Source organism: Vreelandella aquamarina (genome assembly GCF_900110265.1).
In the GTDB taxonomy this organism is placed as follows: domain Bacteria; phylum Pseudomonadota; class Gammaproteobacteria; order Pseudomonadales; family Halomonadaceae; genus Vreelandella; species Vreelandella aquamarina.
Window position 1 is genome coordinate 26,445 of sequence record NZ_FODB01000032.1, and the last position, 15,409, is coordinate 41,853.

Below are 15,409 nucleotides of genomic sequence, written 5' to 3' on the forward strand. Positions count from 1 at the left end.
CATTACATCAGTACGATGTCGTACTGCTCTTGGGAGTAGTGCTGCTCAACCTGAAAACGGATCGTTTTATTAATAAACGTTTCCAGGTCAGCGACCGCGGCAGACTCCTCATCAAGCAGCCTGTCCACTACTGGCTGGGATGCCAGCACCATATACGTTTCCGCACTATAAGCCCGCTCTTCACGCAGGATCTCACGGAAGATTTCGTAGCAGACCGTTTCAGGGGTTTTCAACGTGCCGCGACCACCACAGGTGGGACACGCTTCGCATAGTGTTTGTTCAAGGCTTTCCCGCGTGCGTTTACGGGTAAGCTGCACTAAACCAAGTTCGGTGACCCCGGTACATTTGGTTTTAGCATGGTCCCGCTCAAGCGCTTTTTCCAGCACGCGCAGCACTTGCCGCTGGTGCTCTACATCCACCATATCGATAAAGTCGATAATGATGATGCCACCTAAATTACGCAGCCTAAGCTGGCGGGCAATGGCAGTGGCGGCTTCCAGATTCGTCTTGAAAATAGTCTCTTCAAGGTTACGATGCCCCACATACCCACCGGTATTCACATCGATGGTAGTCATGGCCTCGGTGGGGTCAATTACCAAGTATCCTCCGGACTTGAGCTGCACCTTGCGACCTAGCGCTTTTTGAATCTCGTCTTCGACACTATAAAGGTCGAAGATGGGGCGTTCGCCGGGGTAGTACTCGATGCGATCAACAGCATCGGGCATAAACTCTTCAGCAAACTCGACCAGCTTGACGAAGTTCTCCCGGGAATCAATGCGTACTTTCTCGATATCATCCCGCATCACATCCCGCAGGGTGCGCATAAACAACGGCAAGTCATCGTAGATGACGTTGGGAGGGGCGGCGGTGATTTTGCGCTCGCTGACCTTGCGCCAAATACGTAGCAAGAAGTACATGTCGCTGGCCAGCTCTTCATCGCCTACGCCTTCGGCCGCCGTACGCACGATAAAGCCACCCGTGACCTCAATGGTTTGCTCTTCGATACTTTTATCCAGCAGCGCTTTCAAGCGCTCCCGCTCGCGCTCATCTTCAATGCGCTGCGATACCCCGTGATGAGGCGAGTCAGGCATATAGACCAGATAGCGAGAGGGAATCGAAAGATGGGTAGTCAGCCGCGCCCCTTTGGTACCGATAGGATCTTTGGTGACTTGCACCACCAGCGCCTGACCTTCGTGTAGAAGCTGCCCGATGGTCTGCTGCTCGTCATTGGGCGTACCGGGTGGCATGACCTCATGGGCATGAATAAACGCTGCGCGCTCTAAGCCAATATCAACAAAGGCAGCCTGCATGCCAGGCAGTACGCGCACCACTTTGCCTTTGTAGATATTGCCTACGATACCGCGCCTGCGAGAGCGCTCTATTAGCGCCTCTTGCAATACGCCGTTTTCCACCAGCGCAACGCGGGTCTCCATTGGCGTTAAATTTATGAGGACTTCACCGCTCATGCAAAATTCCTTATTGGATGTCCTATTCCTTGCCAGCGCAGCGGGCGATGAGTCGGTGGTTACGAGGGATAACGGCCCGCCCAAACGGGAACCCCTTGCTGGCGTAGCAAGCGCGTTGTTTCAAATAGTGGCAGCCCCACCACAGCAGAGTGACTGCCCTGAATTTGTTCAATAAAAATGGCGGCTAAGCCTTGAATAGCATACCCACCCGCTTTATCGGCGGGTTCGCCCGTCAGCCAGTAGCAGGCGATCTCTTTTGCTGTTAACTCGCGCATGGTGACGTCCGTGGCCACACAACAGGAGGGTATACCTAGCGGCCCGCTTACCGCTACTGCCGTGAGTACCTGATGCGTGCGCCCAGAGAGCATTCTCAACATCTCAGCCGCGTGCTGTTGATTATTAGGCTTACCTAAAATGGTGCTATCAATAACCACCGCGGTATCCGACCCCAGCACGGGCAGCGCGGTTTTGCCCACCGCCGCCTGCGCTTTTGCCACCGCCAGCCGTTCTACATAGGCCGTGGGAGACTCTGCCTCAAGCGGCGTTTCATCAATATCGCTTGGCAAGACACTGACCGGCACACCGATAGAGGCCAACAGTGCCTGGCGGCGTGGTGATGCCGAGGCCAAACAGAGCACGGGGGTGTGGTTATCGTCACGCATTGGCCATTCGCCGCTCAATCGCTTTAAACATTGTGGAGAGCCACGGCCAGAGGAATGCGCTGACCAGCGATGGGATCAAGAAAGAGAGATGTATGGAAAAAACACCCGTCAGCGTTCTTAGCCACTGCTCTATCAGCTGAGCCAACCCTAACAGCACCAGCACCAATACCGACTGTTGTACCAGCGAATAAGCACGAAAACGGGGATACACTAGCGCGGCTAAAAACGTAAGAATCGAAAAAATCAGTGCATGCTGTCCAAGCGCTGTCCCCTCAATAAGATCCATCAAGAGGCCAAATACAAAGCCGTGAAAAACCCCAACTCGATCCGGCGCTTGCATACACCAATAAATCAACATTAGCCCAATCCACTCCGGGCGAAAAACCTGCCAACCATCGGCCAGGGGCATTACCTGTAAGCAGAGCGCAAAAATAAGGCTCAGCCAGACCACCACCAGTGGCACTACCGGCGCACGCGCCATTAGCGTTCCTCCTGCATGGCCGGGGAAGCTGGCTGCCCAAGCCGCTGGGCGGCATGGAGCGCATCGGCTGAAATATCCATGGACTCATCCCAAATAGAAGCATCCAACTCTTCGCGGGGTGGTGGAAAGAGCAGCAGGAAGTGGCGTGAACGCTGAAGCTGAGCCGAAGGTTCAGCAACAACCCGGGCAAATGGCTGGCCAGGGTCGTGATACACCTCGGTCACTCGCGCAACGGGGTAGCCCGGCGGAAAACGCCCTGCCAAACCAGAGGTGGTCAGTAAGTCACCTTCGCGAATATCCGCCGTATCCGGCACATGGAGAACGTTCACACTGCCGTAACGGCCAGTACCCTGAACAATAAAACGCAGCCCATTGCGGTTAACCTGCACTGGTAGAGCATGGCTTGCATCGGCTAACAGCAACACACGGCTAGAGTAGGCTGAAACAGCAGCCACCTGACCAACCAAACCCGATGCATCAATCACCGGCTGACCGACATAGGCACCGTTGCGGTGCCCACGATCCACCACCATTTGATGGCTAAACGGATCATTATCCAGCGAGAGTAGCTCCGCCGTGATATAGGGAATATCGCGCCGCTCGGCAGCGCCAAGCAAGTTGCGTAGCTCGGCGTTCTCAGCCGTCAGGTTAGCCAAGCGCTGCCCGCGGTGAGAGAGCGTCAAGATTTGCTCACGCAAGTGGCGGTTTTCATCCACCAGCGCCTGCTGGTCGGCGAGTGCTAGCGCGCCCCAATTCAGCAGATCACTAGGCACACTGACTACCCACTGGATGGGAGCGACAATCGTGGTCATTTGGGCGCGCACATCTTCCATGCGAGTAAAACGATGGTCGACAAACATCAACGCGCTTGCCGCCAGCACACAGAAGAATAGCCGGTAACCGGGTAGCGGCCCGTGTGAGAACAGCGGTTTAATAGGCAATCCCCCGCGTTAAACCGCTGCGATCAATCGCTCGACAGCAACTCAAAGGTGTGCCGGTCGATCATTTCCAGCGCCTTGCCGCCGCCACGCGCAACACAGGTCAGCGGATCTTCTGCCACGATAACCGGCAGGCCAGTTTCTTCGGCGATCAGCTTATCCAAGTCACGCAACAGCGCACCGCCACCGGTGAGCACCAGGCCGCGCTCGGCGATATCGGACGCAAGCTCAGGCGGAGACTGCTCAAGCGCACTCTTCACGGCAGCCACGATGGAGCCCAGCGTCTCTTGCAGCGCTTCGAGAATCTCGTGAGAATTCAGTGTAAAGCTGCGCGGAATGCCTTCTGCGAGGTTGCGGCCGCGCACGTCGATCTCGCGCAGCTCGCCACCGGGGTAGGCGCAGCCAATCTCTTCTTTGATGCGCTCGGCAGTGGCTTCACCAATCAAGCTGCCGTAGTGGCGGCGCACGTACGCGGTGATCGCCTCATCAAAACGGTCACCGCCTACGCGGATCGATTCTGAGTACACCACGCCATTGAGCGAAATAATCGCAATTTCCGTGGTACCACCACCGATATCCACGACCATCGAGCCCTGCGCTTCTTCTACCGGTAGCCCAGCACCTATCGCGGCTGCCATCGGCTCTTCGATCAGGAATACTTCTCGGGCACCCGCGCCTTCTGCTGACTCGCGAATTGCCCGACGCTCGACCTGAGTCGACATACAGGGCACGCACACCAGAACCCTAGGACTTGGCGTGAGGAAAGTGCTCTGGTGCACTTTACGAATAAAGTGCTGAAGCATCTGCTCGGTAACGGTGAAATCGGCGATAACGCCGTCTTTCATCGGGCGAATAGCCGTAATATTGCCAGGCGTGCGGCCGAGCATGCGTTTAGCGTCAGCACCTACCGAGGCCACGCTGCGCATATTGCCAGACTGGCGGATGGCGACTACGGACGGTTCATCGAGCACGATGCCACGACCGCGTACATAAATCAGTGTGTTGGCCGTACCCAAGTCGATCGATAGATCGCTGGAAAACAGCCCCCTCAAACGTTTGAACATGGATGTTGTTACCTAGTGCAGACCGGGAACCCTGTGCGGATGCAAACGGTATCACCGCAACCCCTTGGCAGCAAGCACGAGTCGTGCCGAACACTGCCCGTCAGGGCCATTATGTGGTACCTTTTGCGGCTATTTTCCACGTCTGCTCCGTCAGACGAATTTAAGATGACCGTATGTATACCGCTTAAAGCGAAATATGTTCCATCACGATTGCGAGGAAACCTCGATCATGGCGCTTGAAGAATCTCATGTGCGCCGGGCTGCACACTTGGCCCGACTCGCCGTTAGCGATGACCAAGCCAGTGGCTTTGTCGACGATCTCAGCCGCATTCTGGACATGGTCGACCAGCTCCAGAGCCTGGATACCGAAGGCGTCGCGCCACTGGCCCACCCGCTGGATGCCACGCAGCGCCTGCGCGCCGATGAAGTCACGGAAACGAACCAGCGCGACACGTTCCAGCGCTGTGCCCCGGCAGTGGAAAACGGTCTTTATCTGGTGCCGCGTGTGGTCGAGTAACCCACGCCCACCGCTCGTTTCCGCTTATTCTATTCGCCCCTGAACGGAGCTTCCGGGTCATGCATGATAAAACCGTAACGCAGCTCGCCGCCGCCCTAGCCAGCGGCGAACTCTCCAGCCGAGAGCTGACTTCCCACTTTTTGCAGCGCATTGAGAAAGCCGACGGTCAGCTCAATAGCTTTATTACCGTGACCGCCGAACAGGCGCTAAGCCAGGCCGAAGCCGCCGATAAAGCGCGTGCTGACGGCAAAGCAGGCAAACTCACTGGCATTCCGCTAGCGCTAAAAGATATTTTTTGTACGCAAGGCGTCAAAACCAGCTGCGGCTCCAAAATGCTCGATAACTTTCTCGCGCCTTACGACGCCACCGTGGTAGAGAAACTCAGCGCTGCGGGCACCATTAGCCTGGGTAAAACCAATATGGACGAGTTCGCCATGGGCTCCTCCAACGAAAACAGCCACTACGGCGCGGTCAAGAACCCCTGGGACCTCGCTGCCGTTCCCGGCGGTAGCTCCGGTGGCAGCGCGGCGGCAGTGGCAGCAGGGCTTGTGCCTGCAGCCATGGGTACCGATACCGGTGGTTCCATTCGCCAGCCAGCGGCGTTCTGCGGCATTACCGGCCTGAAGCCCACCTACGGGCGGGTTTCCCGTTACGGCATGATCGCCTACGCCTCCAGCCTCGACCAGGCAGGCCCCATGGCACGCACTGCCGAAGATTGTGCGCACCTGATGAACGTGATTGCCGGTCACGATGTACGCGACTCCACCAGCGTCGCCCGTGGCGTGCCGGACTACACCGAGACGCTCAACGCCCCGCTCTCCGGGCTTAAGATCGGCCTGCCGAAAGAGTACTTTGGCGACGGTTTAGACCCAGAAGTAGAAAAGGCTGTGCGTGAAGCGGTGAAGGTGTATGAGTCGCTGGGTGCCACAGTGCGCGAAGTCAGCCTCCCGCATACCCACTACGCAATTCCCGCTTACTACGTCATTGCTCCCGCCGAGGCGTCGTCTAACCTTTCGCGCTACGATGGTGTTCGCTTTGGCCACCGCTGCGATGCTCCTACGGACCTGATTGATCTCTATACCCGCTCGCGGGCGGAAGGCTTCGGTGAAGAGGTGAAGCGCCGCATTCTGATCGGCACCCACACGCTATCGGAAGGCTTCTTCGACGCCTACTACACCAAAGCGCAGAAGGTTCGCCGCCTGATTCGCCAGGACTTCCTCGACGCCTTTGAAGATGTCGATGTACTGATGGGCCCAGCCTCCCCCACGCCTGCCTTCGACCTGGGCGCGAAGAAAGACCCGGTCTCCATGTACCTGCAAGATATCTACACCATCGCCGTTAACCTGGCGGGTATTCCTGGCATCAGCGTTCCCGCAGGCTTTGCGGGCGGTCGCCCGGTAGGCTTACAGATATTGGGCACCCACTTTGCCGAAGCGCAGCTGCTCAACGTGGCCCACCAGTTCCAACAAGCGACCGACTGGCACCTTCAACTGCCCGCCTTTGCCGAGGAGAACGCCTAATGCAATGGGAAACCGTGATTGGGCTGGAAGTTCACGTTCAGCTCGCAACGCGCTCTAAGATTTTTTCCGGTGCCTCCACCGCGTTTGGTGCCGAGCCGAACACCCAGGCCTGCGCCGTTGATTTGGGCCTGCCGGGCGTCCTGCCAGTACTGAATGAGCAGGCCGTCGCCATGGCCGTGCAGTTTGGCCTCGCCGTCCACGCTGAGATTCCTGAAGTCTCGGTGTTTGACCGCAAAAACTACTTCTACCCGGATCTTCCCAAGGGTTACCAAACCAGCCAGATGTATCATCCCATTGTGGGTGCTGGCGACGTTGAGATTACCCTGGATGACAACACCACCAAACGGATTCGCATCCACCACGCCCACCTGGAAGAGGACGCCGGCAAGTCGCTGCACGAAGACTTCCACGGTATGACCGGCATCGACTTGAACCGGGCAGGCACGCCGCTGTTAGAGATCGTTTCAGAGCCAGATATGCGCAGTGCGAAAGAAGCGGCCGCCTATCTCAAAGCGATTCACTCCATCGTCACCTATCTGGGCATTTCCGACGGCAACATGGCCGAAGGCTCGATGCGTTGCGACGTCAACGTGTCGGTACGCCCTAAAGGGCAAGAAGCGTTTGGGACTCGTGCAGAAATTAAAAACGTCAACTCGTTCCGCTTTGTGGAGCGCGCCATTGCGTTTGAAGTCGAACGTCAGATTGAACTGATTGAAGACGGCGGCAAAGTAGTGCAAGAGACCCGCCTGTTTGATCCAGAGCGCGACGAAACCCGCAGCATGCGCACCAAGGAAGAGGCGAACGACTACCGCTACTTCCCCTGCCCCGACCTGCTGCCGGTGGTGCTGGATCAAGCCTACCTGGATCACCTGCGCAACCAACTGCCGGAGCTGCCCGCCGATAAGCGTGCCCGCTTCCAGAATGAGCTAGGCCTGTCGGCTTACGACGCTAACGTGCTATCAGCCAGTCGTGAAATGGCGGAGTTTTTCGAGGAAGTACACCGGGTATGTGGCGACGCCAAGCAGGCGGCCAACTGGGTACAGGGCGAACTTTCCGGCGCGCTGAACCGCGAGAATCTGAGCATCCAAAATAGCCCAGTGTCAGCCCAACAGCTTGGCGAACTCATCAGACGTGTGCTGGATGACACCATTAACGGTAAAGCCGCTAAGCAAGTGTTCCAAGCGCTATGGAATGGCCAGGGCGAGAGCGCGGATGCCGTCATCGAGGCAAAAGGCTTAAAGCAGGTGACCGACACCGGCGCGATTGAAGCGATGATCGATCAAGTCATTGCCGAAAGTCCGGCCCAGGTGGCGCAGTACCGTGATTCCGAGCCCGAGAAGCGTGGCAAGATGATTGGCTACTTTGTGGGTCAGGTGATGAAGGCATCACGCGGCACGGCTAACCCGCAACAGGTCAACGGCTTGCTGAAAGAGAAGCTGGATGCGCTGCTATAGAAAACGCGCATAGGTGCGGTGATAGACCACAAGCGGCTGCTTCGGCAGCCGCTTTTTTATGGCTGATTTTTATGACTCAGTTTTATGATTAGGACAGCTGGCTAGGCTGGGTAAAGCGCTTAAGCTGCGCGCAGCCCGCCGCCCAGACGTCAGCCTCTAGCTCGGCAATGGCCGCCGTGGGGAAGCCAACGCCCTGGCTTGGCGTGCCTTCGACCAACAACCCAGCCAAGTCGCCCACCAAGGGCATGTGGCTGACCAGCATAATCGGCGCGTCATCACGATGAGTGAGCAACCACTCGCTCACATCGCTCGGCGGGTCTTCCGGGGTAATAAACGACAGCGTGTTAAGCGGCGCGCCCAAGGCATCGCTAATCCGCTGGGCGGTTTGCTGAGCGCGCACATAGGGGCTTGCGTAGAGCATTGGCAGCGTCAGCTCGCCCTGCTCAACGCGCGATGCCAGCCAGCGAGCCATGGTCTCGGCCTCGCGCTCGCCGCGGGGCGTGAGTGGTCGGGCGTGGTCAGGAAAACCTGGGGCGGCTTCGCCATGGCGCATAATCAATACGCTGCAACTACCTTGCTGTCGGTGGCTATTCATGGGAACCTCCGCTGCCTTGCTGATCCTGATGAGCCTGCTCGCGATGCGCCTGCTGAACCGCTTCCCGGGGCAGGATAAATTCCACATCGCTGCTCTGCTCTCCCATCATGAGCGTACTCGCCATTTCTTGTGCGGGCACCCCATCGAAGAGCACACGATTCAATCCTTCGGCCAACGGCATATAAACCCCCATCTCGCGCGCTTTTGCGCAGACCAGCTTGACGGTATTGACGCCTTCCGCCACTTGGCCAAGCGCAGCCACCGCTTCCTCTAACGACAGCCCCGTACCCAGTGCATGGCCCACGCGGTAATTGCGCGACAAGTTAGACGAGCAAGTGACGATCAGGTCGCCCACGCCTGCCAAACCAAGAAACGTCATGGGGTTGGCCCCCTGGGCAACGGCGAAACGGCTCATCTCGGCCAGCGCTCGGGTCATCAGCATGCTGCGGGTGTTCTCCCCCATCCCCAGCGCCGCGGCCATGCCCGCTGCAATGGCGTAAATATTCTTTAATGCGCCCCCCAGCTCCACGCCGTGACGATCATTACTGGCGTATACGCGGAAATAGCGACAGCCCAGCACTTGCTGTACTCGAGTGCGCGTTAGCGCATCCGCACTGGCGATCACCGTGGCGGTCAACTGCTTGTCAGCAATCTCGGAGGCCAAATTAGGCCCTGCAATGACGCCAATATGGGGGAAGCCGGTCTCCTGCTCCAGCACTTGGCTCATCAGTAAAAAGCCATCTTGCTCAATCCCTTTGGTGGTGCTGACCAGGATTTGTTCGGGCGAGAGCCAGGGCTTGGCCGCTTGCACCACGCTGCGAAACGCTTTCGACGGGATGGCAATCAGCACCAGTTCGGCACCCGTCAGCACCGATTTCAAGTCGGTCGATGCGGTGACGGCAGGGTTGATCGCATAGTCGGGAAGATAGCGGCCGTTGCGGTGCTCTCGGTTGATCTGCGCGACCAGCGCCTCGTCGCGCAACCATTGACGCACGTTAGCGCCATTGTCGGCGGCGATACTGGCCAGCGCGGTACCAAAACTCCCGCCCCCCAGCACCGCGACGTTACTTTGCTGCTCTGCCATAGCCATGTCCTGAGTTCTTTTACGTAACGGTGGGCCTCAACCCCCATTTTGATAAGCACTATCTTAACAAAACAAGCGGCCCGCTTGGTTGACCAAGCGGGCCGCGACTAGCGAGCTTAGGGCATTAAGCCGTCAACACACTATTGAGGCGCTTCACGTAGGCAGCCGGGTCGTCCAGATGGCCGCCCTCGGCAATGATCGCCTGATCCAGAAGGATGTGGGCTAACTGGCCAAATAGATCACCCTCTGCATTTTCCAAACGGGCCACTAGGGCATGGTTGGGGTTGAGCTCCAGAATGGGCTTCACCTCCGGCAGCTTCTGGCCTGCGGCTTCCATAATGCGGCGCATTTGGTAGCCCATCTCGTGCTCGGGCAGTACCACACAGGCGGGTGAATCGGTCAGGCGGTGGGTGATTTTCACCTCTTGAACGCCATCGCTCAGCGCTTCTTTGACGCGCTTTACGAGATCTTCCTTCGCCTTGGCCGTCTCTTCCTGGGCTTTTTTCTCGGCTTCGTCTTCGACATCGCCCAGGTCCAGCTCGCCTTTGGCCACGTCGGCGAAAGGCTTGCCATCGAACTCGGTCAGGTGGCTCATCAGCCACTCATCGATACGATCGGAGAGGAGCAGCACCTCGATACCTTTCTTGCGGAAAATCTCCAGGTGCGGGCTGTTCTTCGCGGCATTGAAGCTATCCGCCACCACGTAGTAGATCTTCTTCTGACCTTCCTTCATGCGCTCGACGTATTCGGCCAGAGAATGCTCCTGGGCGGACGTGTCGGTATGCGTGGAAGCAAAGCGCAGCAGACCGGCGATTTTTTCGCGGTTAGCGAAGTCTTCACCTGGGCCCTCTTTCAGCACACTGCCAAAGGTGTTCCAGAACGTTTGATACTGCTCGCTATCTTTGGACAGTTTCTTGAGCATGTCCAGCGCACGCTTGGTCAAGGCACCCTTGATCTTGTCGACCTTGGGGTCCTGCTGCAGCAGCTCACGAGAGACGTTCAGCGACAAATCGCGCGTATCCAACACACCCTTGATGAAACGCAGGTAGAGGGGCAGGAACTGCTCGGCATCATCCATGATGAAGACACGTTGCACGTAAAGCTTCACACCGCGCGAGCCATCACGGTCGAACATGTCGAACGGTGCGCGGCCCGGCACGTAGAGCAGGCTGGTGTACTCGAGCTTACCCTCGACTTTGTTGTGACTCCAGGTAAGCGGATCACTGAAGTCGTGGGCAACGTGCTTGTAGAACGCCTTATACTCGTCGTCGCTGATCTCGCTCTTCGGGCGCGCCCACAGCGCGGTAGCTTCGTTGACGGTTTCCCACGTCGTCACTTCGCTACCTTCGATCTCGTTACCGTCGTCATCCTTGGCGATTTCGACCTTGGGCATACGCACCGGCACTTCGATGTGGTCAGAGTACTTGCGCACCAAGCTTTGCAGGCGGTAGTCGTCGGCGAACTCTTTTGCATCGTCTTTTAAATGCAGGGTGATTTCCGTGCCGTGAGCGTCACGCTCGATGTCGGCAACAGTAAACTCGCCTTCGCCTTTGGAGCGCCACTCGACGCCTTCAGATGCGGCGGTGCCCGCTTTACGAGTACGTACGACCACTTCGTCGGCCACGATGAAGGCCGAATAGAAACCAACCCCGAACTGACCGATCAGCTTGGCGTCTTTTTGCTGCTCGCCGGAGAGCTGCTTCAAAAACTCTGCCGTACCGGAACGCGCGATGGTGCCCAAGTTGGCAATCACATCTTCGCGGTTCATGCCGATACCATTATCGCGCAGCGTGATGGTGTTGGCGTCGCGGTCGTGCTCAATCTCGATACGCAGCTCGCTATCGCCTTCGTATAGGGCGTCGTTATCGAGTGCGGCATAGCGTAACTTGTCACAGGCATCAGCGGCGTTGGAAATCAGCTCGCGTAGAAAAATCTCCCGATTCGAGTACAGGGAGTGGATCATTAGATTCAGGAGCTGTTTGACTTCCGTCTGAAAGCCAAGAGTTTCTTCATGGGTCGCAGTCGTCATGCGCTTAGCCCTCATTGATCACGTGTTGCTTGACGCCTCTGCCCATAGGCAGAGGCGGAAAAGGTAGTGAACTCAATATGGGGATAAGCGAAGGGATTTCAAGAAGGTGTGCGTGAAGAAGCGGTGGCTGCCTCAGTAGCCGATTTCCAAGCGCGATAGTCGGCCAACTGCGTATCGACGCGGTTTAGTAACCAGCCTACGATCAATACGTCATCGACCACTCCTAGCAGCACCAAAAAGTCGGGGATCAGGTCGAATGGCATGACCAGGTAGGCCAACGCCAGCGCCATGGTGCCAAACGCAGACCAGGGAATCGGCCTGAAATCTCCTTTCAGCACATCGCGGGTCATGGGTAAAAATAGCTTGAGCGCACGGGCGATACGTTTAACGGCCCATACGCGTGTTTTCAATCGACGAAACAATCCCCAAACGGATAATCGTGCCATCGTTATCGAATCCTCTTAGTGTCACGATTGTCAGAACCTTATCTGTGCGTATAGTTCACTTGTCCGTATAGTTCACTATTGCGCCTTTGACCCTACCAGCGAGCAAGAGGGAGTGCCATGCCGGCTACGCCATTACGTTCTACCCTTCGCACTCTATGCGCAGCAGCCATCATCGGCCTACCGACGGGGAGTTGGGCAGCCACTGATGACGCTATGCGTGATGCGCTCAACGCCGCACGCCAGCAGCAGTGGCAACACATCGATGAGCGCGCCATCGAAGGACACATACTCAGCGGTTATGTCACCTATCACCGCTTACGCAACCAGTTGCCCAACGTGGCCGCCAGTCAAGTGCTGCAGTTCATCGAACAGCATGCCGACTCTCCGCTATCGGAATGGATGCGCGGCCAAGCCATTGCCAAATATGGTCATGCAGGACGTTACGGCGATCTACTCACCGTCGCCGATGGCGAGCCTGCTGGAACGGCACGTCAGTGTTACTACTACATGGCGCTCATCGACCGTGCCCCAGAAGAGTCGCGCCGCGCGGGCTTGGCGCTTTGGCGAGTAGGCAGCTCACAGCCCGATGCCTGTGACCCCCTTTTCAACCGCCTACGGGCCGATGGCACTATCGATGCGACCGCCATCTGGGAACGCAAGATGCTAGCTTGGCAAGCGGGCGAATCGCGCCTGAGTAACTACCTAGGCGGACTACTGAGCAGCGAGTGGCAAACGGCCCTCGACACAGTGGACGCGGTCAGCAACAACACCAGGGCTATCACCAGCGCCCCCACCTGCCTAGGCCCGGAGTGCAGAGCCACGGCGGCTTTCTACCAAGCCGCCATGCAGCGCCTGACCCGAGACGACACGCCTACCGCTTTCGCCGCTTGGCAGCAGCTCTCGCCGCGCTTGAACTTAACGTCGCTAGAGCGCCAAGTGATCGATGAGGAACTGGCGTTCTATGCCCTTGTACGCAATGTACCTGGCACTCTGGGCTGGGTCGATAGTGTGCTGCCCTCTCTAGAGAGCGAACGCGTGCTGGAGCTGCGCGTACGTCGCGCCTTGGCAGACCGCCAGTGGACAGAGGTGATGCACTGGATTGCTGAAATGCCTTCCAGCCAGCAAGAGAGCAGCCGCTGGCAGTACTGGCTGGGGCGTGCCAACGAACAGCTGGGTAATCAGGAAGCTGCTCAGGCGCGCTACCAGCAGGCTGCCCAGGACCGTAGTTTCTATGGCTTTGCCGCCGCTGAGAAAATCGGCCAGCCGTACCGACTCAACCACGAGCGCCACCACTTCGACGAAGCCACCCGCGAGGATATCGCGCGACTGCCCGCCGTACAGCGCACGCAAGCGCTGCTGCGTATTGGCGAAGAGGGCCTGGCCAACAGCGAGTGGCTGCATGCCGTGCGCGAAGCGTCGCCTTACCAGGCTCGTGCCCTCGCCGACTACGCTGCCCATCAGCAGTGGCACGCCCGGCTAGTACAAACCACTATTGCTGGCGAGATGTGGGATGCGTTGGAGTGGCGCTTTCCACCCGCTTACCGCGATGACTTTTTGGCTTGGGGTCATCAAACCGGCGTTGACCCTTATCTGCTGATGGCAATCACTCGCCGAGAAAGCGCCTATAACCCGGTTGCCCTCTCTCCTGCAGGTGCACGTGGCTTAATGCAGTTAATGCCGGGCACTGCCGCGCAGGTGAGCCGCCAGTTGGGGCTTAACGACCCCGGGCCTTATGGCGTACTGGAGCCTGAGCTGAATATTCGCCTGGGTAGCACTTACCTTCGCGACAAGTTAGAACGCTATCAGGGCAACCGCTTAGCGGCGACTGCCGCTTATAACGCTGGCCCTGGCCGAGTTGATCAATGGTTAGGCACTAATAGCATGGAGTCGTTTGATCTGTTCGTGGAAAGCATTCCGTTTCGCGAAACCCGTGACTATGTTCAAGCAGTACTGAGCTATCGAGTCATTTTTGAAAGCTTGGCAAACGGCGGTAGTAGTGAAGGCGTATCGCTGCTCAACGAAACCGAGCAGGCGGTACGTTATGACCGCGCGTTAGTGCAACGCTGATACTCAACGCCAGTCAATCACGCCCGGTTACACCGGGCGCTGTTCTAACGCGAGACGCACGCCAAACACCACCAAAACCGCGCCAGTGGCGGCATTCAAGGTTTGTGCAAAGCGTGCGCTGGCAAGCCACTTACTGGCGCCACCCACCATCAGCACCACGCTGATCTGCCAGATATTAGCAATGACAAAATGTACGCCTGCCAGCCAGAGTGATTTCAGCAGCGCAGGGTCGGTGGGTGCGATAAATTGCGGCAAAAACGCCATATAGAAAATCACGGTTTTAGGATTCAGCACATTCGAAAGAAGCCCCTCTTTGATCGGCTGCCAAAACGGCACTGGCGTGGACTCTTTCATAACACCTTTCACCGGCAGCGGTGTTCCCTGGCGAGCTGCCAGCAGACTAGTGATACCCAGCCAAATCAGATATGCCGCCCCTGCCAGCTTCAGCATATTAAACGCCCAAGTCGACTGCAGCAGAATGAACGAAATCCCTAACGCAGAAACGGTGGCATGCACAAACAAGCCGCAGCAAATCGCTACGCTAGTGGCCACCCCATCCCGAATCCCGCCTCGCGCTGTATTACGGATCACCAAGAGCGTGTCTACCCCTGGGCTTATCGATAGCAGCGTAATTGCCACAACGAAAGGGATAAACTGCGCATCAATAAGATTGAGTTCCATCATGGGCCAGGCTCGCTGAGTGATAAAAAATCGGGTAAGCGGATTAAATGGTTGATCTTACCTTTGCATGAGAGTGAGACAGACCGGCATCTCATCGGATTATCTGGTTGATGCTTCACCTACTGCTGGTGCATGTTTCCTTCGCTAATTCCAGCAAGAACCCCACACGCCTCAACCTCCCGGTCATCGTTGCAACTCGCTCTCAGTGAAACGAGTTGTTTCTCAAGCGCTTGCAGAGCGGTTATCTGCGACCGCACATGAGAGATGTGATCATCGAGCAAGGCGTTGACGGCGGTACAAGGCTGATGAGGGTCGTCCTGATAGCTCTGTAGTTCGTGAATCTCAGCCAGTGACAGGCCCAGGATTCTGCAGCGACGGATGAAGGCCAGCCCCTCACCATGCTTC

Annotated in this window: 15 protein-coding genes; 4 read left to right on the forward strand and 11 right to left on the reverse strand. The window is 57.4% G+C overall.

Annotation, left to right across the window (positions count from 1 at the left end):
- Nucleotides 1-2 precede the first annotated feature (2 nt).
- Genes rng through BMY49_RS10210 form a run of 5 tightly spaced genes read right to left on the reverse strand, consistent with a single transcriptional unit; the run spans nt 3 to nt 4,611 of the window.
- Nucleotides 3-1,466, reverse strand: a complete 1,464-nt coding sequence (rng, locus tag BMY49_RS10190) for a ribonuclease G (RefSeq protein WP_044629938.1) — start codon at nt 1,464-1,466, stop codon at nt 3-5.
- Between the two features lie 59 nt (nt 1,467-1,525).
- Entirely contained in the window at nt 1,526-2,128 is a 603-nt protein-coding gene (locus BMY49_RS10195; protein WP_062360024.1) for a Maf family protein, read from the reverse strand.
- Nucleotides 2,121-2,609 carry a rod shape-determining protein MreD gene (gene mreD / locus BMY49_RS10200; protein WP_044629936.1) on the reverse strand — a complete coding sequence of 163 codons (489 nt, stop codon included), beginning with the start codon at nt 2,607-2,609 and terminating at the stop codon, nt 2,121-2,123. The genes BMY49_RS10195 and mreD overlap by 8 nt, the downstream gene beginning before the upstream one ends.
- Nucleotides 2,609-3,550: a rod shape-determining protein MreC gene (mreC, locus tag BMY49_RS10205; protein WP_044629935.1), complete on the reverse strand. Its 942-nt coding sequence runs from the start codon at nt 3,548-3,550 to the stop codon at nt 2,609-2,611. Before mreC ends, mreD begins: the two co-directional genes overlap by 1 nt.
- Nucleotides 3,551-3,573: 23 nt before the next feature.
- Nucleotides 3,574-4,611 carry a rod shape-determining protein gene (locus BMY49_RS10210; protein ID WP_062360020.1) on the reverse strand — a complete coding sequence of 346 codons (1,038 nt, stop codon included), beginning with the start codon at nt 4,609-4,611 and terminating at the stop codon, nt 3,574-3,576.
- A gap of 229 nt (nt 4,612-4,840) precedes the next feature.
- Here BMY49_RS10210 and gatC point away from each other — a divergent pair, with 229 nt between their 5' ends.
- From gatC to gatB, 3 genes are read left to right on the forward strand one after another with little or no spacing between them, the layout of a single operon-like run.
- Nucleotides 4,841-5,128: an Asp-tRNA(Asn)/Glu-tRNA(Gln) amidotransferase subunit GatC gene (gatC, locus tag BMY49_RS10215; RefSeq protein ID WP_044629972.1), complete on the forward strand. Its 288-nt coding sequence runs from the start codon at nt 4,841-4,843 to the stop codon at nt 5,126-5,128.
- A gap of 59 nt (nt 5,129-5,187) precedes the next feature.
- Entirely contained in the window at nt 5,188-6,648 is a 1,461-nt protein-coding gene (gene gatA, locus BMY49_RS10220) for an Asp-tRNA(Asn)/Glu-tRNA(Gln) amidotransferase subunit GatA (RefSeq protein ID WP_089675512.1), read from the forward strand.
- A complete protein-coding gene (gatB, locus tag BMY49_RS10225) occupies nt 6,648-8,102 on the forward strand; it encodes an Asp-tRNA(Asn)/Glu-tRNA(Gln) amidotransferase subunit GatB (RefSeq protein ID WP_089675513.1) in 1,455 nt (484 codons plus the stop codon). Before gatA ends, gatB begins: the two co-directional genes overlap by 1 nt.
- Nucleotides 8,103-8,190: 88 nt before the next feature.
- On the opposite strand, the gene sixA is transcribed toward gatB, so the two are convergent.
- The 4 genes from sixA to BMY49_RS10245 all read right to left on the reverse strand — a co-directional run bounded on the left by sixA (nt 8,191) and on the right by BMY49_RS10245 (nt 12,256).
- Nucleotides 8,191-8,697 (reverse strand): phosphohistidine phosphatase SixA, encoded by a 507-nt coding sequence (sixA, locus tag BMY49_RS10230; protein WP_058577868.1) that lies wholly within the window; start codon nt 8,695-8,697, stop codon nt 8,191-8,193.
- Nucleotides 8,690-9,781 (reverse strand): NAD(P)H-dependent glycerol-3-phosphate dehydrogenase, encoded by a 1,092-nt coding sequence (locus BMY49_RS10235; RefSeq protein WP_058577972.1) that lies wholly within the window; start codon nt 9,779-9,781, stop codon nt 8,690-8,692. The genes sixA and BMY49_RS10235 overlap by 8 nt, the downstream gene beginning before the upstream one ends.
- Nucleotides 9,782-9,905: 124 nt before the next feature.
- Nucleotides 9,906-11,810, reverse strand: a complete 1,905-nt coding sequence (gene htpG / locus BMY49_RS10240; protein WP_089675514.1) for a molecular chaperone HtpG — start codon at nt 11,808-11,810, stop codon at nt 9,906-9,908.
- A gap of 98 nt (nt 11,811-11,908) precedes the next feature.
- Nucleotides 11,909-12,256 carry a YkvA family protein gene (locus tag BMY49_RS10245; RefSeq protein ID WP_044629931.1) on the reverse strand — a complete coding sequence of 116 codons (348 nt, stop codon included), beginning with the start codon at nt 12,254-12,256 and terminating at the stop codon, nt 11,909-11,911.
- Between the two features lie 117 nt (nt 12,257-12,373).
- Here BMY49_RS10245 and BMY49_RS10250 point away from each other — a divergent pair, with 117 nt between their 5' ends.
- The gene (locus BMY49_RS10250) at nt 12,374-14,323 is read left to right on the forward strand and encodes a transglycosylase SLT domain-containing protein (RefSeq protein ID WP_089675515.1); all 1,950 of its coding nucleotides are present in this window, start codon (nt 12,374-12,376) and stop codon (nt 14,321-14,323) included.
- Between the two features lie 27 nt (nt 14,324-14,350).
- Here BMY49_RS10250 and BMY49_RS10255 read toward each other — a convergent pair whose 3' ends face one another.
- Nucleotides 14,351-15,007, reverse strand: a complete 657-nt coding sequence (locus BMY49_RS10255) for a LysE family translocator (protein WP_089675516.1) — start codon at nt 15,005-15,007, stop codon at nt 14,351-14,353.
- A gap of 116 nt (nt 15,008-15,123) precedes the next feature.
- The coding region (locus BMY49_RS10260; RefSeq protein WP_089675517.1) for a MerR family DNA-binding protein at nt 15,124-15,409 on the reverse strand (286 nt) is incomplete at its 5' end.